This window comes from Stenotrophomonas sp. GL_101 (assembly GCF_057835675.1).
In genome coordinates, this window is sequence record NZ_CM174432.1 from 538354 (window position 1) to 557832 (window position 19479).

Here is a 19479-nt window from a genome sequence, read left to right on the forward strand (position 1 = left end):
GTCACGGGGATTGGCAGGACAATATCCTGTCGGCGATCCTAAAAACAGGGAAATTGATTGGTTTGGCCGGAATATACTTCCGCAATTATGCTCCCCACACGCTCCAGTGCAGGGAATGATCGGGTTGGAGAAGCAGCATGCGCGTTCTAGTCCTTGGCAGCGGCGTCATCGGCACCACCAGTGCCTGGTACCTGCGGCAGGCCGGGTTTGAAGTCACCGTCGTCGACCGCCAGCCCGGACCGGCACTGGAAACCAGTTTTGCCAATGCCGGCCAGCTCTCGTTCGGTTACACCTCACCGTGGGCCGCCCCGGGCGTGCCGCTGAAGGCGATCAAGTGGCTGTTCTCCGAACATGCCCCGCTGGCCATCCGGCCGGGCCTAGACTGGCACCAGTATCGTTGGCTCGCGCAGATGCTGCGCAACTGCACCCACGACCGCTACGCCATCAACAAGGCGCGCATGGTGCGCATGTCCGAATACAGCCGCGACTGTCTCAACGAACTGCGCCAACAGACCGGCATTGAATTCGAGGGCCGCGACCTGGGCACCACCCAGCTGTTCCGTACCCAGCAGCAGCTGGATGCCTCGGCGCAGGATATCGAAGTGCTGGCCCAGTACGGCGTGCCGTACGAACTGCTGGACCGCGACGGCATCATCGCCCACGAACCGGCCCTGGCCGGCGTGGCCGACAAACTGGTCGGCGCGCTGCGCCTGCCGCGCGACCAGACCGGCGACTGCCAGCTGTTCACCCGCCGCCTGGCGCAGATGTGCGTGGAGGCCGGCGTCGAGTTCCGCTTTGACCAGGATATCGCCGGCTTGCAGACCGATGGCAGCCGCATCACCGGCGTGCGCATCGACGGCAAGCTGGAAACCGCCGACCGCTACGTGGTCGCCCTCGGCAGCTACTCGCCGGCGCTGGTGGACCCGCTGGGCCTGCGCCTGCCGGTGTACCCGCTCAAGGGCTATTCGCTGACCCTGCCGATCACCGACCCGGCCATGGCGCCCACCTCGACCATCCTGGATGAGAGCTACAAGGTGGCCGTCACCCGTTTCGACGATCGCATCCGCGTCGGCGGCATGGCCGAAGTTGGCGGGTTCGATCTGTCGCTGTCACCGCGCCGCCGCGCCACCCTGGAAAAGGTGGTGCGCGACCTGTACCCGCATGGCGGCGACCTGTCGCGCGCCGAATTCTGGACCGGGCTGCGCCCGGCCACCCCGGACGGAACCCCGGTGATTGGCGCCACGCCGTACCGCAACCTGTTCCTCAACACCGGCCACGGCACGCTGGGGTGGACCATGGCCTGCGGCTCGGGCCGTTACCTGGCCGACCTGATGAGCGCGCGCCAGCCGCAGATCAGCACCGAAGGCCTGGATATTTTCCGTTACGGCCACACCGCCGCATCCGTTGTCCATAGTGAGCCCAAAGCATGCGCCCAGCCCGCGCGTTGATCGACCTGGACGCGTTGCGATCCAACTTCCGCCTGGCCCGTGAACTCGGCGGTGGCCGCAAGACCCTGGCCGCGATCAAGGCCGATGCCTACGGCCACGGAGCCATTGCCTGCGCGCGCGCGCTGCAGGGCCAGGCCGATGCATTCGGCGTGGCCTGCATCGAAGAGGCGCTGGAACTGCGCCAGGCCGGCATCACCACGCCGATCCTGCTGCTGGAAGGTTTCTTCGACGCCGACGAACTGCCCCTGATCGTGCAGCATGACCTCTGGTTCGCCGTGGGTGCGCCGTGGCAGGTCGATGCGGTCGCCGCGTTCCAGACCACCGCCACCCTGCAGGTGTGGTTGAAGCTGGACAGCGGCATGCATCGCCTCGGCCTGTCGCCGGAGGATTTCCGCGCCGCGCATGCGCGGTTGAGTGCGCTGCCGCAGCTGGCGCCGATCGTGCTGATGAGCCACATGGCACGCGCCGACGAGCTGGACAGCCCGCGCACGCGCGAGCAGGCCGACCTGTTCGCCGCCACCATCGACGGCCTGCCGGGCGAAACCAGCCTGTGCAACTCGCCGGCGTTGCTGGGCTGGCCGGACGTGCGCAGCGACTGGGTGCGCCCGGGCCTGATGTTGTACGGGGCCAATCCGTTGCCCACCCACAGCGCGCTGACCGAGCGCCTGCGCCCGGTGATGACCATGCAGTCCAGGATCTTCGCGGTGCGCCAGATCGGCATCGGCGAACCGGTGGGCTACGGTGCGCGCTTTGTCGCCGAACGCCCGACCCGGGTGGGCGTGGTCGCGCTGGGCTATGCCGACGGCTACCCGCAGTTCGCCCCCAACGGCACCCCGGTGGTGATCGATGGCCAGCCGGCCAGGCTGATCGGGCGCGTATCGATGGACATGCTGACCGTGGACCTCACCGACCTGCCGCAGGCCGGGGTGGGCAGCAGCGTGACCCTGTGGGGCGAGGCACCGCGGATGGACGAACTGGCCCCGCTGTGTGGGGTCAGCGCCTACCAGCTGCCGTGCGCGGTCAAGCGCGTACCGCACGTCTACCTGGGCTGATGACGCCGGTGGGTGGCGCGCATCGCGTCACCCGCAGCAGCGGTGCCGGGCAACCAGCGGTGCAGCGCCGGTTGCCCGTGCGTGCTCAGTTGCTGGCGGTGGCCTCGGCGCGCAGGTCGCGACGGATCCAGTCGTCCAGCAGCTTCTTTTCATAGCGCAGCGGATCGCTGTCGCGCTGCAGCCCGATGTTGTGCAGATAGCCGCTGTCAGACAGCTTGCGCTCGCCCTGCGCCACTACCTGGCCCTGTGCATCGCTGAGGGTGTAGGTCAGCGCGATGCGGGGGGGATAGATGTCGCGCAGGATGCGGATATCGGTGCCGCGCGGCCCATGCCACGGTTCGTAATCACCGGCACGCTTGATGTCGGTGAAGGTCACCGCGAGCGACTGGCCGGGGAGCAGCTGCTTGCCGGCGGTGGTCTGCACGTACTTGGCCAGCTGTTCCACCCAATTGCCGCGGACCGCTTCGAAGCGGTTGGTGCTCTGGCGGATTTCGGTGAACTGGGCCGGGTCGGTCCACTCGACCTGGACCGGGCCCTCGCCGCTGAGCGCGCGCGGGGCCTGCGGATCGGTTACGGTGCGGGGTGAGGCCGCGCTGGCGCTGGCAACCGCCAGCAGGCACACCAGCAGGCCGGCCACCAAAGGATTGCGGTTCATGACGACTCCTCGATCACGATCACAGACGGGATCAGGGTTTCAGTGTGATCCTGATCTCTGGGTGGGACAATCGACAAAAGCGACATCCTTCCCCGCGGTTGCCGCCAATTCACCTCCGTCACCTTCTTCCATGGCGCTTGACGCTACGAATACGCCCTGTGGACGATGCTGTGCCCTTCCGCTTCGCCAGTTGCCCCTTTGACGCCCTTGTCCAGCCTGCCAACCTCTACATTGGAACGCCCTCCCTTCGCGGCTCCCGCACCGGACCCCGGCTTGTACCGGAGCGTGCTGGAGCAGATGAATGCGGGCTTCTGCGTGGTCGAGGTGTTGTTCGACAAAGCAGTCGCGGTGGATTACCGCTTCCTGGAGGTCAACGAAGCCTTCGAACGCAATACCGGTCTTGTCGATGCGCGCGGCCAGCGCATGAGCGCGCTGCAACCGGCGCATGAGCCGGACTGGTACCGCCTGTACGGCGAGGTCGCCAGCACCGGGCAGTCCCGCCAGTTCGAACTGGAAGCACGGGCGCTGGGGCGGTGGTATTCGGTGGAGGCGGTGCGGGTCGGTGTGCCGGAAGAACACCACGTGGCAATCGTGTTCTTCGACATCACCAGCCGCAAGCAGATCGAGGTGGAACTGGCGGAAAGCGAAGCGCGTTTCAGCGCGCTGGCCGACGGGTTGCCGATGCCGGTCTGGGTGCTGGACGAGCGCGGCCACGCCCGCTTCGTCAACAGCGCCTTCAGCGAATTCTTCGGCGGCAACGAACAGCGCGTGCCCGAGGATGTCTGGCGCGGCCTGGTGCATCCCGACGATGCCTCGGTATTCGAGTACGAGCTGCAGGAAGCGCTCAAGGCGCAGCGTTCGATGCATGCACTGGTGCGCGGCTGCCGCTCCGATGGGCAATGGCGCTGGCTGGAAATGAACGCACGCCCGCGCTTCTCGCGCATGGGCAACTTCATTGGCCTGGCCGGCAGCAGCCCGGATGTGACCGAGCGCCGCGAAATTGAAATGGCACGCGAGGAGCTGCTGCAGTCCGAACGTGCCGCGCGCAGTGCGGCCGAGAACATGGCGCGGCTGAAGGATGAATTCCTGGCCACGCTGTCGCACGAGCTGCGCACCCCGCTGACCACCATTCTGGGCTGGAGCGAATTGCTGCTGCAGCGCGTGGACAATACCAGCCCGATGTTCAAGGGCCTGGGCGTGATCGCCAACAGCGCGATGGCCCAGAAGCGCCTGATCTCGGACATGCTCGATCTCAGCAGCATGCTGCTGGGCAAGGTGCAGCTGGAAGTGGAAGTGCTGGACCTGCGTACGCAGCTCACCGAAGCGGTGCGCGCACAGGAGCTGGTCGCCGAAGGCAAGGCGTTGAACATGAGCCTGGTGCTGCCCGAGGTGCCCACCCTGGTGCTGGGCGATGCCACGCGCCTGCAGCAGGTGCTGTGGAACCTGCTCTCCAATGCCATCAAGTTCACCCCGGCCGAGGGCACCGTCACGGTGACCCTGGAGGAGGATGGCGGGCACTGGTCGATCAGCGTCGCCGACTCCGGCGATGGCATTCCCCCCGAATTCCTGCGCCACCTGTTCAGCCGCTTCCGTCAGGCCGATGGCACCACCACCCGCCGCCACGGCGGGCTGGGGCTGGGGCTGGCGATCGCCCAGCAGCTGGTGGAACTGCACGGCGGTGCCGTGGCAGCGGCCAGCGAGGGCCACGGCCACGGCGCCACCTTCACCGTGCGCCTGCCGCGCTACCAGCCGCAGGCCGATGGCCGCCCACTGCGTGAAGTGTTCAGCGGCCCGATCAGCGAACAGATCATCGAACCGTTCCCGCTCAAGGGCCTGCACCTGATGGCGGTGGAAGACCAGCCCGAAGTGCTGGAATACCTGCGGCGGTTGCTGGAAGAGCAAGGCGCGCAGGTCACCGCGGCCACTTCGGCCGGTGAGGCGCTGGCGCTGCTGGACGAAGGCGGGCACAGCGGCATCGACGTGCTGTTGACCGACATCGGCATGCCCGGCATGGACGGTTACGGCCTGGTGCGCACGCTGCGCGAGGATATCGGCGTGGAAGCGCAGGTGCTGCCTGCCGTGGCGGTTACCGCGCTGGCGCGCGCCGACGACCGCAAGCGCGCGCTGGCCTCCGGCTTCCAGGAGCATGTGGCCAAACCCTATTCGGTTGCCCAGCTGGTCTCGGCCGTGCGCAGTGTGCTGGCCAACCGCTAGCGCGCCGTGCTGGCGCGCTGGCCGTACCCACCCAGCAGGGTGGGTGCCGATATCTGGATGTCCACCGAAGGAGTTCCCATGTCCCGTTACGCGCCGAACATCCACACCGATCCGGCCCGGATCGCCGCGCTCGAAGCGTTGCTGCCGCAGCTGCACGGCCAGACCCGGGTCGAGCTGACCCTGGATGACGGCAGCCACCTGCTCGGCACCGTTGCGGTGCAGCCCACGCTGCAGCAATACCGCGATGCCGACGAAAACGAGGGCAGCAACGGCCAGTTGCGCCTGGATGACCTGGACACCCCGGTGCAGCAGCACCGGGTGTGGCTGGACCGGATCACTGCGATCCGGTCATTGCCGCCGGTGGAATGAGCGGCGCTGCCGGGCGGTCCTTACTGCACGAACAATTCCGGCTCGGCCTCGAAGCGGCGCGCGTAGGCGCGCTCATCGGCCACCCGGGCGACCTCGTCATCGGCCATGTCCGGGGCGCCATATACCGCGTAGGCGACGCTGCCGTCGGCCTGCTTGCCCACCTGGTGCAGGCGGTAGCGCGAATGCCCGCCGCCGGTGTCCTGCGGATAATGCACGGGAGGCTGCGCGCCTTCCATGTCCATTTCGCTGTTGTCGACCACGCCACCGACAAACAATGCACGCATGAGCCATCTCCATCGCAAATGAGCCTCCACCCTGACGGTTGGGGTGTTGCCGGGGCATCAAGACCGCGTTGAATAAACGCAAAGTGGGCCCCTGCGGGGGCCGGACGGAACGAACCGGTAGAATAGCCGTCTCTTTCAATATGTGCCCCCCGCATGGCTGCCCAGCACGACGCTCCCCTGGAAACCCTGTTCCTGCCGTTCGCCAGTGGCGTGCTGTCCTGGCCTGCCGGCCCGGTACTGTTCCTGCGCGCCCGCGATGGCTGGCCGCTGCGCGAGCACGCCCAGCCGGGCCAGCTGGTCTGCGAGCAGAGTTTCCGCCCGTTCGCCGATGCGCTGGACGCCAGTGGCTGGACCCTGCGGGATGAGCAGCAGCTGGCCACCGATACCACCCGCTATGCGGTGGTGCTGGTGTTGCCGCCACGCCAGCGTGAAGAGGCCCGTGCGCTGTTCGCCCGTGCGCTGGCGCTGACCGCCCCGGGCGGGATCGTGGTGGCCTGCCAGCACAACAACGAGGGCGCGCGCTCCGGCGAAAGCGACCTGCAGCAGCTGGCCGGGCTGGGCGGTAAGCTGACCAAGAACCATTGCCGTACCTTCTGGACCGCGCCGCTGAACGGCCAGCACGACGCCGCGCTGGCCGCGCGCTGGGAAGTGCTGGATGCCCCGCGCGCGATCCTCGGCGGGCGTTTCCAGAGCCGTCCAGGCATCTTCGCCTGGGACCGCATCGACCCGGCCTCGGCCCTGCTGGTGGAACAGCTGCCGGCCGACCTCAGCGGCCAGGGCGCCGACCTGGGCTCGGGCTTTGGCTACCTCTCGGCCGAGGTGCTGGCGCGCTGCCCCGGCGTGACCGGGCTGGATCTGTACGAGGCCGAGGGCCGTGCGCTGGCGTTGGCCCGCGAGAACCTGGCCACACTGGGTAAACCGGCGGCGCTGGCCTACCACTGGCAGGACGTCACTGCCGGTATCGACGCCAGTTACGACTTCATCGTTACCAACCCGCCGTTCCACACCCCCTCGCGTGCCGACCGCCCCGACATCGGCCAGCGTTTTATTGCCGTGGCCGCGCAGGCGCTGCGTCCGGGCGGGCGGATGTGGCTGGTGGCCAACCGCCACCTGCCGTACGAGCAGATCCTCAATGAGAGCTTCGGCAAGGTCCGCGTGGCCGCCGAGCGCGACGGCTTCAAGCTGATCGAAGCGACCAAGATGAAGCAGGCGCCGACCCGGACCCGGGAATCGCCGCGCAGCAAGGACGCGCCGCGCGGCCGTAACTGGGACCGCGCATGAAGCTGGTCAAGCTGCTGGCCAACCTGGGCTATGGCAGCCGCAAGCAGGTGCAGCTCATGTTCCGCGAAGGCCGCATCACCGATGCCGACGGTGAGGTGCTGTACGCCGACGACGCGGTGGGGCATGAGGCGATCCGCGTCGATGGCGAGCCGCTGGATCCGCCGCAGGGACTGACCCTGCTGCTGCACAAGCCGCGCGGCTATACCTGTTCGACCAAGGACAAGGGGCGGCTGATCTATGATCTGCTGCCGCCGCGCTACCGCGAGCGCGCGCCGGTGCTGTCGTCGGTGGGGCGGTTGGACCGCGATACCAGCGGCATGCTGTTGATGACCGACGACGGCGCGCTGCTGCACCGGATCGTGTCGCCGAAGTCGCGCCTGGACAAGGCCTACGAAGTGACCCTGGCCGAAGACCTGGGCGGCAATGAGGTGGCGCGCTTTGCCAGCGGCACGCTGCTGCTGGAGTCCGACGACAAGCCGTTGCTGCCGGCCGAGCTGCGCGTGGATGGCCCGCGCCAGGCGCAGCTGGTGCTGCACGAGGGACGCTACCACCAGGCGCGGCGCATGTTCGCGGCGGTGGGCAATCACGTCGAGGCGCTGCATCGCAGCCGCATCGGTGGGCTGTCGCTGGAGGACCTTGCCGAAGGTCAATGGCGGATGCTCGATGCCACCGACCTGGACACGCTGTTCGACGTGCCATGACCGCGATCGCTGCGCTGCCGTTCCTGCCCGATGCGGTCATCTTCGACATGGATGGCTTGATGATCGACAGCGAGCGCGTGTCGATCGCGTGCTGGGCGCAGGCCGCGCGCGAGCAGCAGTTGCCGTTCGTGGAGTCGTTCTGGCTGCGCATGGTGGGGCTGGGCGATCGCGATTGCGAACGCCTGCTGCTGCAGAGCGTGGATGCGGCGCAGGTGGCGGCGCTGTTCGCGCGCTGCCACGATCTGTACGAGGAGCGCACGCATGCCGGGCTGCCGTTGCGCCCGGGCATCCTGGAGCTGTTGCAGTTGCTGCAGGCCCACGATGTGCCGCGGGCGGTGGCCACCTCCACCCGGCAGCCACGTGCCTCGCGCAAGCTGGCGTCGACGGGGTTGTTGCCGTTTTTCGAGGTGGTGGTGACCAGCAGTGACGTGGCCCACCCCAAACCGGCGCCGGACATCTATCTGTTGGCCGCGCAGAGGCTGGGCAAGGACCCGGCGCGCTGTCTGGCACTGGAAGATTCACCGGCGGGCATCCGCGCGGCGGTGGGGGCGGGCATGACCGCGATCCAGGTGCCGGACCTGGTGCATCCCGATGACGCGCTGCGCGCGTTGGGGCATCGCATCGTGGATTCGTTGGTGGACGCGCGGATGTTGTTGTTGCCGTGGTTGTCGGCGCCGCGAGCGACCCCGTAGCGCCGGGCTCTGCCCGGCCTGGCCTGGCGCAGGTGGCAGACGTTGCTGTCGTTTTTCCTGCAGTCAGGCGACGAACCCAAAGCGGTGCTTTTCGCTCAGAGGGGAGAGGGTCACTCCAGGGGCGATAGCAGCTTGCGGGGGTGTCTTCGCCTGGCTATGCCGCGAGCGTCCGGGGCCCCTTGGCGGTCGGCAGGCCCTTGTGCAAATGTCCCCCGGCCGACGCCTGCGGCGGCGGCCTCCTCCTTTATTTTGCCAAGGACCTGCCGGCCGCCAAGGGGCTCGGCTTGCGGAACGGGAAGAGCGCTCTTGCTTGCCGTGGGCCGCTTGGGTTTTCGACACGCGTGCACCGATGCCCATGCGGAGGTAGGTCACCACCGTTGGTGGTGACGCTGTTCCTCCACGGGCGACTGCAGCGAGCGGCGGTCTTCGCCTGGCTGTGCCGCGAGCGTCCGGGGCCCCTCGGCGGCCGGCAGGCCCTTGTGCGGTGTCCCCCGGCCGACGCCTGCGGCGACGGCCTCCTCCTTTATTTTGCCAAGGGCCTGCCGACCGCCAAGGGGCTCGGCTTGCGGAACGGGAAGAGCGCTCTTGCTTGCCGTGGGCCGCTTGGGTTTTCGACATGCGCGCACCGATGCCCATGCGGAGGTAGGTCACCACCGTTGGTGGTGACGCTGTTCGCTCGACCCACCTGCTGCGCGAACTTACCGACCCTTGCAACGCGCTGGGTGCTTTTTTGTTCAGAGGGGAGAAGAACCAAAAAAAAGGTTCATCGCGGAATACCGGGGAACGCTGCACGGATTTTCAGGAAGAAGTACTCCTGATCCCGATAGCCGTAGGCCCGGCGTTTGATGACCTTGATGGTGTTGTTGATGCCTTCGACGATGCTGGTATTGAGGCGGTGTCGGCAACGCGACACGATCCCATGCAGATAGGCTTTGAGCCGTTGTGCAAACAGCGCCAAGGCGGCGATTCCGCTGCGCTGGGCCTGCTCCAGCCACTGGTTCCAAGCCTTCCTGGCCCATCCGGGATGGCGGTAAAACCACAGTCGCTTGAGCTCATCACGCATCAGATAGGTGGTGAGGAGCGGTTGATTTGCTTCCAGCAGCTCATCCAGCCGCACCGTCTGATGCCGGTCCAGGTTGCTGCGATTGCGCAGTAGCAGCCATCGGCTGGATTTGATGACACGGCGCGCAGGCTTGTCGTGCCGGAGCTTGTTGGCCTGGTCCACGCGAACCCGGTCGATCACTTCGCGACCGTACTTGGCCACCACATGGAACAAGTCGAAGACGATCTCGGCATTGGGACAGTTGGCCCGGATCTCCACTTCATAGGCCGTCGTCATGTCGATCGCCACGGCGCGCAATTGCTCGGAAACGCCCGGGGGAAGCTGCTCAAAAAAGGCACGCGCCGTATCGCGGGAGCGCCCGTTGCCCAGCCAAAGTACCTGGCGACTGATCGGATCCACCACGACCGTTGCATAGCGGTGACCCTTGTGCAGCGCAAATTCGTCCATCGCCAGGTAGTGGATCTGGCTCCAGTCCGGGGCTTGGACAGACTCACGCAACAAGGCTTTATCCAGTGCCTTGACCGTATGCCAGCCCAACTGGAAAAAGCGTGCCACGGCCAGGATATTGCTGGATACCAGCAACTGGCTGACCGCTTCGGCCAGCCGGTCAGTGACCCGCTGGTAGCGGCCAAGCCAGCTCAACTTCTCCAGGCGCGGCCCAGCGCACTGGGGGCACCAGACGCGCCGTCGCGGCACCACCAGCGCAACGCGCAATGCCATCAGGGGCAGATCGCGTACCCGGCGCACCGTCGTCTCGTGCACTTGCCGGCATCGGCTCCCGCAGTGCTCGCAATGCATCGTGCGGGCCGTGGGTTTGAGGTAGATAGTGACGGTCCGGCTGTCGCCTTCCGGCCAGGCGATCCGCTCCACCCGGTAGCCTTCCCAGCCACCCAGCCTCTCAATCGTCTTCCGATCCAGCATGACCTGACCCCTGAGGCCCTGATTTCAGGCTTCAAGGGTAACGGGAGCCGGCAAAAGCTCCACGCTATTCCGCGATGAACCAAAAAAAAGCCCGGCGCATGGCCGGGCTTCTGGTTGCGGCTTCGGCTGCTATCAGACGCGGCCGAACACCAGTGCTGCGTTGGTGCCGCCAAAGCCGAAGCTGTTGGACATCACCGTGTTCAACGTTGCGGCCTTGCTTTCGCGCACGATCGGGAAGCCTTCCACGGCCGGATCGAGCTCGCCGATGTTGGCCGAGCCGGCGATGAAGCCATCGCGCATCATCAGCAGGCAGTAGATCGCTTCGTGCACGCTGGCCGCGCCCAGTGAGTGGCCCGACAGTGCCTTGGTCGACGACAACGGCGGGATCGCCTCGCCGAACACTTCGCGCACGGCCTTCAACTCGGTGACGTCGCCCAGCGGGGTCGAGGTGCCGTGGGTGTTGAGGTAATCGATCGGGGCGGACACGTTGGTCATCGCCATGTTCATGCAGCGCACCGCGCCTTCACCGGACGGGGCGACCATGTCGGCACCATCGGAGGTGACGCCGTAGCCGACCAGTTCGGCGTAGATGCGTGCGCCACGGGCCACGGCGTGGTCGTAGTCTTCCAGCACCAGCATGCCGCCACCGCCGGCGATGACGAAGCCGTCGCGGTCTTTGTCATACGGGCGCGAGGCGCTTTCCGGGGTGTCGTTGAAGCGGGTCGACAATGCGCCCATGGCGTCGAACATGACGCTCATCGACCAGTGCAGGTCTTCACCGCCGCCGGCGAACATCACGTCCTGGGCGCCGTGGCGGATCAGATCGGCAGCCGCGCCGATGCAATGTGCCGAGGTGGCGCAGGCAGCGGACAGCGAGTAGCTCAGGCCTTTGATCTGGAACGCGGTGGCCAGGCAGGCCGACACGGTCGAGCACATCGTGCGCGGCACCATGTACGGGCCGACCTTGCGCACGCCACGGGCGCGCAGGATATCGGCCGATTCGACCTGCCACTGGCTGGAACCGCCGCCGGAGCCGGCGATCAGGCCGGTGCGCGGGTTGGCCACCTGGTCGGTGTCCAGGCCGGCATCGGCGATCGCATCGCGCATGGCGATGTAGGCGTAGGCCGAGGCATCGCTCATGAAGCGCTTGAGCTTGCGGTCGATCTGCGCGTCCAGGTCCAGTTCGATGTTGCCACCGACATGGCTGCGCAGGCCGGCTTCGGCGTGGTCGGGCAGGCTGCGGATGCCGGGACGGCTGTCACGCAGTGCAGCGGACACGGTGTCCAGGTCGTTGCCCAGGCACGAGGTGATGCCCATTCCGGTAATGACGACGCGACGCATCAGAAATTCTCTGTGGAGGTGAACAGACCTACGCGGAGGTCTTTGGCGGAATAGATTTCGCGGCCGTCCACCAGCATGCGGGCGTCGGCCTGGGCCATCACCAGTTTGCGGTTGATGACGCGGGAGATGTCGATTTCATAGGTGACAAGCTTGGCGCTCGGCAATACCTGGCCGGTGAACTTCACTTCACCGCAGCCCAGGGCGCGGCCACGGCCGGGGGCGCCCAGCCAGGTGAGGTAGAAGCCGGTCAGCTGCCACATGGCATCCAGGCCGAGGCAACCGGGCATCACCGGGTCGCCGATGAAGTGGCAGCCGAAGAACCACAGGTCGGGGCGGATATCCAGTTCGGCGCGTACCATGCCCTTGCCGTGTGGACCGCCATCGTCACTGATGTCGGTGATGCGGTCGAACATCAGCATCGGATCGTTGGGCAGACGGCCGCTGCCCGGGCCGAACAGTTCACCGCGGGCGCTGGCCAGCAGTTGTTCGCGCGAGAACGCGTGGAGACGAGTCATGGAAAGCGCAATCCTGTGGAAGTTGACATCGGGTGTCGCCGGCCAGGGGCGGGCGGTTTGTTGCTGTTGAAAGTGCTCAAGAGTGCAGAGGAAAAGTGATTCAATCAAACGTTTTAACCGTACGCTGGCGTAGTGTTTTCAGCTTGAAAACCGCATGTTGTTGTTATGAAAAGACCATGCCCTGGCGTATGGCGTTAATCTTGTTCATCTGACCTTGAGCGTTGCCAACGTGTCCGCCCCCCGCAAGATCATTCACGTCGACATGGATGCGTTCTACGCGTCGGTGGAACAGCGCGACGATCCGTCGCTGCGCGGGCGGCCGGTGGTGGTGGCGTGGCGGGGGGCGCGGTCGGTGGTCTGCGCGGCGTCCTACGAGGCGCGGGTGTTCGGGATCCGCTCGGCGATGCCGGCGATGCGCGCCGAGCGGCTATGCCCGGATGCGGTGTTCGTGCCCCCCGACTTTGGTCGCTACAAGGCGGTGTCGCGGCAGGTGCGTGAGATTTTCCTGCGGCATACCGATCTGGTGGAGCCGCTGTCGTTGGACGAGGCCTACCTGGATGTGACGGTGCACAAGGGCGGGCTGACGGTGGCCACCGAGATTGCGGAGATCATCCGTGGGCAGATCCGCGAGGAAACCGGGTTGACGGCGTCGGCAGGGATCGCGCCGAACAAGTTCCTGGCCAAAATCGCCTCGGACTGGCGCAAGCCGGACGGTCAGTTCGTGGTGTCGCCGCAGCGGGTGGAGCGCTTCCTGACGCCGTTGCCGGTCAGTCGGGTGCCAGGGGTGGGCAAGGTGATGGAAGCCAAGCTGGCCGAGCTGGGGATTGCGACGGTGGGCGATCTGCGGGCGTTGCCGCTGGAGGCGCTGGAGAGTCGCTTTGGTTCATTCGGTGCGCGCCTGTACAACCGGGCGCGCGGGGTGGATGAGCGTGCGGTGGAGCCAGACCAGCCGGTGCAGTCGATTTCCTCGGAAGATACGTTCGCCGAGGATCTGCCGTTGGAGGCGCTGGAGGCCGCGATCGTGCAGCTGGCCGGGAAGACCTGGAACGCCACGCGCAAGACCGAGCGTGTGGGTCACACGGTGGTGCTGAAGTTGAAGACGTCGCAGTTCCGGATCATCACGCGCAGTTTCACCCCGGAGTCGCCGCCGGCGTCGATGGAGGAGCTACGCGATATCGCACTCGCACTGCGGGCGCGGGTGGAGCTGCCGGAGGCGACGCGCTATCGGTTGGTGGGGGTGGGGCTGGGCGGGTTCCGCGAGCGCGAGGCGGTTAGCCAGCCGGGGCTGTTTGATCATCTGGATGAGGCTTGACGGCCAATGCCAATGCCAATGCAACGGTGTGCTGGTGCTGAAGATTCGGGTGGCGCGGGTGGGTTGGCAGGACACGCCGTGAACCCGTCCATGGGGGCTCGTGTACGGCATCCATGCCGTACACGGTCCCGCCAACCCACCCGCACCACCCGTGGACGCATGGCTGGCGCTCGCAGAGCAATCAACGGCCTGTGCGTGGGTAGGGGTGCACCCTGATCGGCTGCTGATGATCGTTCAACGTGCGGTGGTGGCATGACCCACACAACGTGGGGTTGCTGCGGTCATGCCGTTACGGCCACTGCATTTCGCCCTTGGCGACCTTTGCGCTCAGTTCCAGTGCGCTGACGCCTTGCAGGGTCGGGTAGCGCTTCTTCATCGCGGCGATCAAGGCGTCTGCATTCTTGCTGCGTGCGGTTTCTTCATCGAAGGCGCGGATGTAATCGGCGGTGAAGGTGAGTGCGCTGGCGTCCAGCGCGGCACCACGGGCGTAATGGCCGGGAATGACGCGGGTGGGGTTGAGTGCGTTGATCGTGGCCAGGGTGTTCAACCAATCGGCATGCGACTGCGCGCCCTGGGTGTCGGCCATCCAGACATGTTCGCCGGCCACAATCGGGATGCCGCCCAGCACGGTGCGCAGGGCCGGGATCCAGAGCACGGTACGGTCGGGGGTGGGGCCGTTCAGGCCGATAAGCTTGAGCGGTTGGCCTTCCAGGGTGAGGGTGTCGCCCTGCAGGATCTCGGGGATGACGATGTGGGCGGGCTTGTCCTTGCCCATCTGCGGACCCCAGTAGGCAAGCTTGCCGGCCTGGGTGGCGGTGATGTGGGCGACGGTCGGGGCGGTGGCGAGGATGCGGGCGTCGGGGAAGGCGTCCTGCAGGGTGGCCAGGCCGAAGTAGAAATCCGGGTCGCCATGGCTGATGTAGATGGTGGTCAGGCGCTTGCCCGAGTCGCGGATGCGCTGCACCAGCTGGGCCGCATCGCGGGCGGCGAACTGGGCGTCGATGAGGATCGCATCGTGCTGGCCGGTGATCAGGGTGGAGGCCACCGAAAACAGCGCCTTGTCGCCGGGATGGTAGGGCTGCACCTGCAGCGTGTGGGTCTCGGTGCTGGCCGCGGCGGCGTGGCCGATGTCAGGGGCGCTCAGGCCCAGTGCCGTGCCGATGGCCAGTGCCAGGGCAAGGGTGGTGCGGGGAAGGTGGGGCATCGGGATGATCCTGTGCAGGACGATTCTCGTAGCGCCGGGCGCTGCCCGGCTGCTCTCGGCTCATGCGTGGCGCCGCCGGCGGCGCGTCAGTACGCAACCGTGGCGATCTGCCGCAGGTACTGCGGGGTTTCAATCTCGCTGACGAAGGCGTCGGCGTAGTCGGGGTAGCTGATCCGGCTGTGGCCGTCGGCCCCCACCAGGAAGGCGCGCGCCTGGGTGCGGAAGCCACTGCGCTGCGGGCCGGGGCCGATCTCGGCGGCGGGCGAGTAGAAGGTCCAGTCCAGGTCGTCGACGGCCTGCAGCTGCTTCAGGGTGTCGCGCGCGGCCAGGGCGACCGGCTTGTAGGCGTCCGGGAAGCCTTCGGTATCCACCAGCTGCACGCCGGGGGCGACTTCCAGGCTGCCGGCGCCGCCGACCATGATGAAGCGCGGCACGCCGGCCTGGCGCGCAGCCTTGACCAGTGCGGCACTGGTGCTGGTCACGGTGCTGGGCGCATCGCCCGGACGCGGGCCGAAGGCGCTGGCCAGCACGTCGTGGCCGGCGATCACCGCGGCCAGGGCGTCGGTGTCGTCCAGCGCGGCGACGGCCAGCTGGGCGCCGTCCAGTTCGGCCGGCAGGTCGGTCTCGCGGCGCACGATGGCGGTGACCTGATGGCCGCGGGCGAGGGCCTGGCGGGCGATTTCGCGGCCGATGTTGCCGGTGGCACCAACGAGAGCAATTTTCATGGGGTGGGTCCGTTGTGGGAGGAAGGCCAGCGTATGCTTCTGGAATCGACCGAAAAACCGCGTATAACGGCCTAATTTGTTGCACGGAACGATCAAATGGACCGGATGACGGCAATGAATGTCTTCGTGGAGGTGGTCGAGCGCGGCAGCCTCACTGCGGCGGCCGATGCACTGGAGATGTCGCGGGCGATGGTGACCCGCTACCTGGCCGAGGTGGAACGCTGGCTGGGCGCGCGGCTGCTGCACCGGACCACGCGACGGATCAGCCTGACCGCGCCGGGGGAAGCGGCGCTGCTGCGGTTCCGGCAGATGTTGGCCATTGGCGAAGAACTGCACGGTGAGCTGGCCAGTGACAACCCCGAACCGCACGGGTTGATCCGGGTAACGGCGAGCGTGTCGTTCGGGCAGATCCACCTGGCCGCGGCGGTGGCCGAGTTCGTCCAGCGCCATCCGCTGACGCGGGTGGAACTGTTGCTGGTGGATCGGGTGGTCAACCTGGTGGAAGAGCGGGTGGATATCGCGGTGCGGATTTCGCGCGCGATCGATCCGGCGTTGATCGCACGCTGGTTGGCACCGTGCCGGTCGGTGCTGTGCGCGGCGCCGTCGTACCTGGCCGCGCGAGGCACGCCGGGCAGTGCGGACGAATTGGCGGCACACAATTGCCTGACCCACCATTACGTCGGCAGGAGTGTGTGGCACCTGCAGCGCGGTGGCCGTGCGATCGCGGTGGCGGTCGGCGGCAACATCAGTGCGAACGAGGCATCGCTGTTGCTGGAAGCGGTGCGTGCCGGTGCCGGCATCGCGATGTTGCCCACTTACCAGATCGCACCGTTGCTGCTCAGTGGCGCGCTGGTGGAGGTATTGCCCGACTATGAAGTAGAGGGCATGGGTATCCACGCGGTGTACGCGTCACGTCGGCAGCTGCCGACGATCATGCGCAGTTTCCTGGATTTCCTGGTGGAGCGCTTCGCCAGCCCGGCCTTTCTGGCGCGCATCTGAGTGGGCAAGGCGTCCCGGTACAATGGCCATCCCACGTCGTTGAAGCGAGTTGCACCTTGTCTTATCCGTATCCGTTGGTGGTGTTCGATCTGGACGGCACGCTGGTGGACAGCGCGGCCGATATTGCCGAGGCCCTGAACCGCACGCTGCAGGAGTGGCAGTTGCCGCCTGTAGCGGAATCCACGGTGCTGACCTGGATCGGCGATGGCGTTCGGCGGCTGGTGGAGCAGGCGTTCGATGCGGCCGGCAGCGCCATCGACCTGGACACGGTGATGCCGGGTTTCATGCGCCACTACGAGGCGTGCCTGTTGCGCAGCCCGCGCCTGTACGACGGCGTGGCGCCCGCGTTGCAGGCCCTGCACGCGCAGGGCGTGACGTTGGCGATCTGCACCAACAAGCCGTCGGCGCTGGTGGCCCCGTTGCTGCAGCATTTCGGGCTGCAGGCGCAGTTTGCGCTGGTGCTGGGCGGGGATTCGTTGGCCGAACGCAAGCCCAGCGGCGTGCCGTTGCGGCACATTGCAACGCAGTTCGGCGTGGCACCGGAGGCAGCCTTGATGGTGGGCGATTCGATCACCGATTACCGCGCCGCCGTGGACGCGGGCATGCCGGTGGCGCTGGTGCGCTATGGGTATCGGCGCGGGCTCGATCTGGACAACGTCGAGGCCGTGGCGGTGATGGACGATCTGCGGGAATTGCTGGCGCTGTAATCGGCGGCGGTTAACAAGCGTGCCGACCAACGGCCGGCACCTACCAGCGACAATGGGGTGTGCCGACCAACGGTCGGCACCTACCGGGGGTGGGACGGCGGTGGTGCCACCGTCCTGCGCGCTTATTTCGGCTGGTAACGCACGCTCAGGCGGTACTCGCGGCCGGGCTGGTTGTACCAGGCCACCGTTTCGTAATCGCGGTCGAACACGTTGCTGACCCGGCCCAGTACCGACCAGTCGCGGCTGATCGCATACTCCAGGCGCAGGTCCAGCGTGCCGTAGCCGGCCAGCTGCACGCGGTTGGCGGCATCGTCGTAGCGCTTGCCGGCACCATTGACGGTGAGCCCGGTGCGGAAGCCACCGAAGCTGCGGTCGATGTCCAGGCGCGCGGTGTTCTGTGCGCGGCGCGCCAGCCAGTTGTCGAACTGCGCGCTGCCGTCGGTGCGGTTGCGCGGGGCGGTATGGCTCAGCTGCGCGCTCACGTCGAACCCGGCCAGCACGATCGAGCCGGTCAGTTCGGCACCGCGGATGCGCGCCTTTTCCACCTGCGACATCATGAAAGTGGTGGCATCAAAGGTGATCAGGTCATCGATGCGCGTTTCATACACGTCCAGGCCCCAACGCCAGCCGTCACCCTGTTGGGCGATGCCGAGATTGGCGCTCTTCGACTTTTCCGGGTCCAGGGTCGGCACGCCGCTCCACGGGTCGTACAGATCGCTGAAGGTCGGCGCCTTGAACGCGGTGCCGTAGCTGGCGTTGAGGCGGAAGCCGCCGCCCAGCTCCATGCCCCAGCCGAGGCTGCCGGTGGTGTGGTTGCCGAACTGCTGGTTGTCGTCGTTGCGCGCGCTGGCCTGCAGCTGGTGCGCGCCGAAGCGGCCCTGGTACTGCACGAACACGCCGGTGTTGTCGCGGCTGTCGACCAGGTAGCCGGCACTGCTGCCGTCCAGGTTGTCCTGGCTCCAGTCCACGCCGGCGCTGAGCAGTTGGCCTTCGGCCAGGCCGATGTCGGTCTGCACCGAGGCGCTGTTGCGGTGGGTCTGTGCGGCGCCCAGCCAGGTGCTGCCGTTGTAGTTGTCGGACTCGTTGTCGGCGCGGCCGACGTTGACGGTCAGGTTGAAGCGCTCGCTGGGGCTGTAACGGACCTTGCCGCCCAGCACCTGCTGCAGCGTTTCCGAATAGTTGTAGTAGCCGTCGTAGTGGTTTTCGCCTTCGGCGCGCAGCGCAGTGCCTTCCACGCTGAGGCTGTCGGTCAGGGTGTAACCACCGCGCAGGCTCATCGACAGGTTGCGGTAGCCGTCGCGGTCGGGTTCGTCGGCACCGCAGCCGGCGAACGGCGATACCGAACCCCGGCAGGCGTTGATGCCATCGGTGTGCTGGTAGGCGATGTCGGTGCCGAACCAGCCGCGCGCGCTGCTGCCACCGAAGCCGCCGCTGGCCTCACGCAGGCCGTTGCTGCCGGCGCCCAGCTGCAGGTGCGGGGCGAAGGTGCCGGTGTTGCGGCGGGTGAAGATCTGGATCACCCCGCCGATCGCGTCGGCGCCATACAGGCTGGACTGCGGGCCGCGCACGATTTCCACGCGCTCGATCTGCGCCAGCGGCAGGTCCTGGATCATGGCCAGGCCGAGGTCGCCGGTATTGATGCGCACGCCGTCCACCAGCACCAGGGTGTGCGCCGAGTTGGTGCCGCGCAGGAACAGCGAGCTCTGCTTGCCCGGGCCGCCGCTGTTGTTGAGGTTGATGCCGGCACGGCCGCGCAGCAGGTCCTGCAGCGACGGTGCCTGGCTGCGCTCGATCTCGGCGCGGTCGATCACCTGCGCCGGCGAGATGCTGTCCTGCAGGGCGATCGGCGTACGGGTGGCGGTGACCAGGACCTGGTCCAGTGCGGTGGCTTGGTCCTGGGCCGATGCCAGCAAGGGCAGGGCCGACAGCACGGCCAGAGAAAGAACACGGGTTTGCAGCTTCATCGATGACTCCATGCACCGCGCACGCCCGCGCG

Annotated in this window: 18 protein-coding genes; 10 read left to right on the forward strand and 8 right to left on the reverse strand. The window is 67.0% G+C overall.

All coding sequences use genetic code 11. The features are described from left to right. Nucleotides 1-137: 137 nt before the first annotated feature. Nucleotides 138-1448: a D-amino acid dehydrogenase gene (locus AC3IR9_RS02425; protein WP_489293817.1), complete on the forward strand. Its 1311-nt coding sequence runs from the start codon at nt 138-140 to the stop codon at nt 1446-1448. After that, nucleotides 1427-2500 carry an alanine racemase gene (alr, locus tag AC3IR9_RS02430; RefSeq protein ID WP_489293818.1) on the forward strand — a complete coding sequence of 358 codons (1074 nt, stop codon included), beginning with the start codon at nt 1427-1429 and terminating at the stop codon, nt 2498-2500. The genes AC3IR9_RS02425 and alr overlap by 22 nt, the downstream gene beginning before the upstream one ends. An 85-nt stretch (nt 2501-2585) precedes the next feature. On the opposite strand, the gene AC3IR9_RS02435 is transcribed toward alr, so the two are convergent. Continuing rightward, nucleotides 2586-3155, reverse strand: coding sequence for a DUF3016 domain-containing protein (locus AC3IR9_RS02435; RefSeq protein ID WP_489293819.1), 570 nt, complete (start codon nt 3153-3155; stop codon nt 2586-2588). Nucleotides 3156-3320: 165 nt separating this feature from the next. Between AC3IR9_RS02435 and AC3IR9_RS02440 the strand changes: the two genes are divergently transcribed. Beyond that, nucleotides 3321-5369: a hybrid sensor histidine kinase/response regulator gene (locus AC3IR9_RS02440; protein ID WP_489293820.1), complete on the forward strand. Its 2049-nt coding sequence runs from the start codon at nt 3321-3323 to the stop codon at nt 5367-5369. Between the two features lie 78 nt (nt 5370-5447). Then, complete coding sequence (locus tag AC3IR9_RS02445) at nt 5448-5738, forward strand: DUF3247 family protein (RefSeq protein WP_489293821.1); 291 nt, start codon at nt 5448-5450, stop codon at nt 5736-5738. Nucleotides 5739-5758: 20 nt separating this feature from the next. Here AC3IR9_RS02445 and AC3IR9_RS02450 read toward each other — a convergent pair whose 3' ends face one another. Beyond that, a complete protein-coding gene (locus AC3IR9_RS02450) occupies nt 5759-6022 on the reverse strand; it encodes a hypothetical protein (RefSeq protein ID WP_489293822.1) in 264 nt (87 codons plus the stop codon). 153 nt (nt 6023-6175) lie between these two features. On the opposite strand from AC3IR9_RS02450, the gene AC3IR9_RS02455 reads away from it, so the two are divergent. From AC3IR9_RS02455 to AC3IR9_RS02465, 3 genes are read left to right on the forward strand one after another with little or no spacing between them, the layout of a single operon-like run. Then, nucleotides 6176-7303, forward strand: coding sequence for a class I SAM-dependent methyltransferase (locus AC3IR9_RS02455; protein ID WP_489293824.1), 1128 nt, complete (start codon nt 6176-6178; stop codon nt 7301-7303). After that, entirely contained in the window at nt 7300-8004 is a 705-nt protein-coding gene (locus tag AC3IR9_RS02460; RefSeq protein ID WP_489293825.1) for a pseudouridine synthase, read from the forward strand. The genes AC3IR9_RS02455 and AC3IR9_RS02460 overlap by 4 nt, the downstream gene beginning before the upstream one ends. Beyond that, nucleotides 8001-8696, forward strand: a complete 696-nt coding sequence (locus AC3IR9_RS02465; RefSeq protein ID WP_489293827.1) for an HAD family hydrolase — start codon at nt 8001-8003, stop codon at nt 8694-8696. The genes AC3IR9_RS02460 and AC3IR9_RS02465 overlap by 4 nt, the downstream gene beginning before the upstream one ends. A 763-nt stretch (nt 8697-9459) precedes the next feature. Here AC3IR9_RS02465 and AC3IR9_RS02470 read toward each other — a convergent pair. The 3 genes from AC3IR9_RS02470 to fabA form a co-directional block, all read right to left on the reverse strand. Beyond that, entirely contained in the window at nt 9460-10680 is a 1221-nt protein-coding gene (locus tag AC3IR9_RS02470) for an ISL3 family transposase (RefSeq protein ID WP_489291085.1), read from the reverse strand. A 132-nt stretch (nt 10681-10812) separates the two neighbouring features. Next, the gene (gene fabB / locus AC3IR9_RS02475; protein ID WP_489293828.1) at nt 10813-12021 is read right to left on the reverse strand and encodes a beta-ketoacyl-ACP synthase I; all 1209 of its coding nucleotides are present in this window, start codon (nt 12019-12021) and stop codon (nt 10813-10815) included. Then, nucleotides 12021-12536 carry a 3-hydroxyacyl-[acyl-carrier-protein] dehydratase FabA gene (gene fabA / locus AC3IR9_RS02480; RefSeq protein ID WP_489293830.1) on the reverse strand — a complete coding sequence of 172 codons (516 nt, stop codon included), beginning with the start codon at nt 12534-12536 and terminating at the stop codon, nt 12021-12023. The genes fabB and fabA overlap by 1 nt, the downstream gene beginning before the upstream one ends. 229 nt (nt 12537-12765) lie before the next feature. Here fabA and dinB point away from each other — a divergent pair, with 229 nt between their 5' ends. Beyond that, the gene (dinB, locus tag AC3IR9_RS02485; RefSeq protein ID WP_489293831.1) at nt 12766-13848 is read left to right on the forward strand and encodes a DNA polymerase IV; all 1083 of its coding nucleotides are present in this window, start codon (nt 12766-12768) and stop codon (nt 13846-13848) included. A gap of 289 nt (nt 13849-14137) precedes the next feature. On the opposite strand, the gene AC3IR9_RS02490 is transcribed toward dinB, so the two are convergent. Together AC3IR9_RS02490 and AC3IR9_RS02495 are read right to left on the reverse strand one after the other, a co-directional pair. After that, on the reverse strand, nt 14138-15052 hold the full coding sequence (locus AC3IR9_RS02490) for an MBL fold metallo-hydrolase (protein ID WP_489293832.1): 915 nt from the start codon (nt 15050-15052) through the stop codon (nt 14138-14140). Nucleotides 15053-15138: 86 nt separating this feature from the next. Further along, entirely contained in the window at nt 15139-15777 is a 639-nt protein-coding gene (locus AC3IR9_RS02495) for an NAD(P)-dependent oxidoreductase (protein ID WP_489293833.1), read from the reverse strand. A gap of 96 nt (nt 15778-15873) precedes the next feature. Between AC3IR9_RS02495 and AC3IR9_RS02500 the strand changes: the two genes are divergently transcribed. After that, nucleotides 15874-16776, forward strand: coding sequence for a LysR family transcriptional regulator (locus AC3IR9_RS02500; RefSeq protein ID WP_489293835.1), 903 nt, complete (start codon nt 15874-15876; stop codon nt 16774-16776). A 56-nt stretch (nt 16777-16832) separates the two neighbouring features. Then, a complete protein-coding gene (gph, locus tag AC3IR9_RS02505) occupies nt 16833-17483 on the forward strand; it encodes a phosphoglycolate phosphatase (RefSeq protein ID WP_489293836.1) in 651 nt (216 codons plus the stop codon). A 122-nt stretch (nt 17484-17605) separates the two neighbouring features. On the opposite strand, the gene btuB is transcribed toward gph, so the two are convergent. Next, nucleotides 17606-19447: a TonB-dependent vitamin B12 receptor gene (gene btuB / locus AC3IR9_RS02510; protein ID WP_489293838.1), complete on the reverse strand. Its 1842-nt coding sequence runs from the start codon at nt 19445-19447 to the stop codon at nt 17606-17608. Nucleotides 19448-19479: the final 32 nt, after the last annotated feature.

What these genes read in the sequence shown, in the direction of transcription:
- AC3IR9_RS02425 (WP_489293817.1), top strand. Translation starts at nt 138, where the DNA reads ATGCGCGTTCTAGTCCTTGGCAGCGGCGTCATCGGCACCACCAGTGCC.
- alr (WP_489293818.1), top strand. Translation starts at nt 1,427, where the DNA reads ATGCGCCCAGCCCGCGCGTTGATCGACCTGGACGCGTTGCGATCCAAC.
- AC3IR9_RS02435 (WP_489293819.1), bottom strand. Translation starts at nt 3,155, where the DNA reads ATGAACCGCAATCCTTTGGTGGCCGGCCTGCTGGTGTGCCTGCTGGCG.
- AC3IR9_RS02440 (WP_489293820.1), top strand. Translation starts at nt 3,321, where the DNA reads ATGCTGTGCCCTTCCGCTTCGCCAGTTGCCCCTTTGACGCCCTTGTCC.
- AC3IR9_RS02445 (WP_489293821.1), top strand. Translation starts at nt 5,448, where the DNA reads ATGTCCCGTTACGCGCCGAACATCCACACCGATCCGGCCCGGATCGCC.
- AC3IR9_RS02450 (WP_489293822.1), bottom strand. Translation starts at nt 6,022, where the DNA reads ATGCGTGCATTGTTTGTCGGTGGCGTGGTCGACAACAGCGAAATGGAC.
- AC3IR9_RS02455 (WP_489293824.1), top strand. Translation starts at nt 6,176, where the DNA reads ATGGCTGCCCAGCACGACGCTCCCCTGGAAACCCTGTTCCTGCCGTTC.
- AC3IR9_RS02460 (WP_489293825.1), top strand. Translation starts at nt 7,300, where the DNA reads ATGAAGCTGGTCAAGCTGCTGGCCAACCTGGGCTATGGCAGCCGCAAG.
- AC3IR9_RS02465 (WP_489293827.1), top strand. Translation starts at nt 8,001, where the DNA reads ATGACCGCGATCGCTGCGCTGCCGTTCCTGCCCGATGCGGTCATCTTC.
- AC3IR9_RS02470 (WP_489291085.1), bottom strand. Translation starts at nt 10,680, where the DNA reads ATGCTGGATCGGAAGACGATTGAGAGGCTGGGTGGCTGGGAAGGCTAC.
- fabB (WP_489293828.1), bottom strand. Translation starts at nt 12,021, where the DNA reads ATGCGTCGCGTCGTCATTACCGGAATGGGCATCACCTCGTGCCTGGGC.
- fabA (WP_489293830.1), bottom strand. Translation starts at nt 12,536, where the DNA reads ATGACTCGTCTCCACGCGTTCTCGCGCGAACAACTGCTGGCCAGCGCC.
- AC3IR9_RS02490 (WP_489293832.1), bottom strand. Translation starts at nt 15,052, where the DNA reads ATGCCCCACCTTCCCCGCACCACCCTTGCCCTGGCACTGGCCATCGGC.
- AC3IR9_RS02495 (WP_489293833.1), bottom strand. Translation starts at nt 15,777, where the DNA reads ATGAAAATTGCTCTCGTTGGTGCCACCGGCAACATCGGCCGCGAAATC.
- AC3IR9_RS02500 (WP_489293835.1), top strand. Translation starts at nt 15,874, where the DNA reads ATGGACCGGATGACGGCAATGAATGTCTTCGTGGAGGTGGTCGAGCGC.
- btuB (WP_489293838.1), bottom strand. Translation starts at nt 19,447, where the DNA reads ATGAAGCTGCAAACCCGTGTTCTTTCTCTGGCCGTGCTGTCGGCCCTG.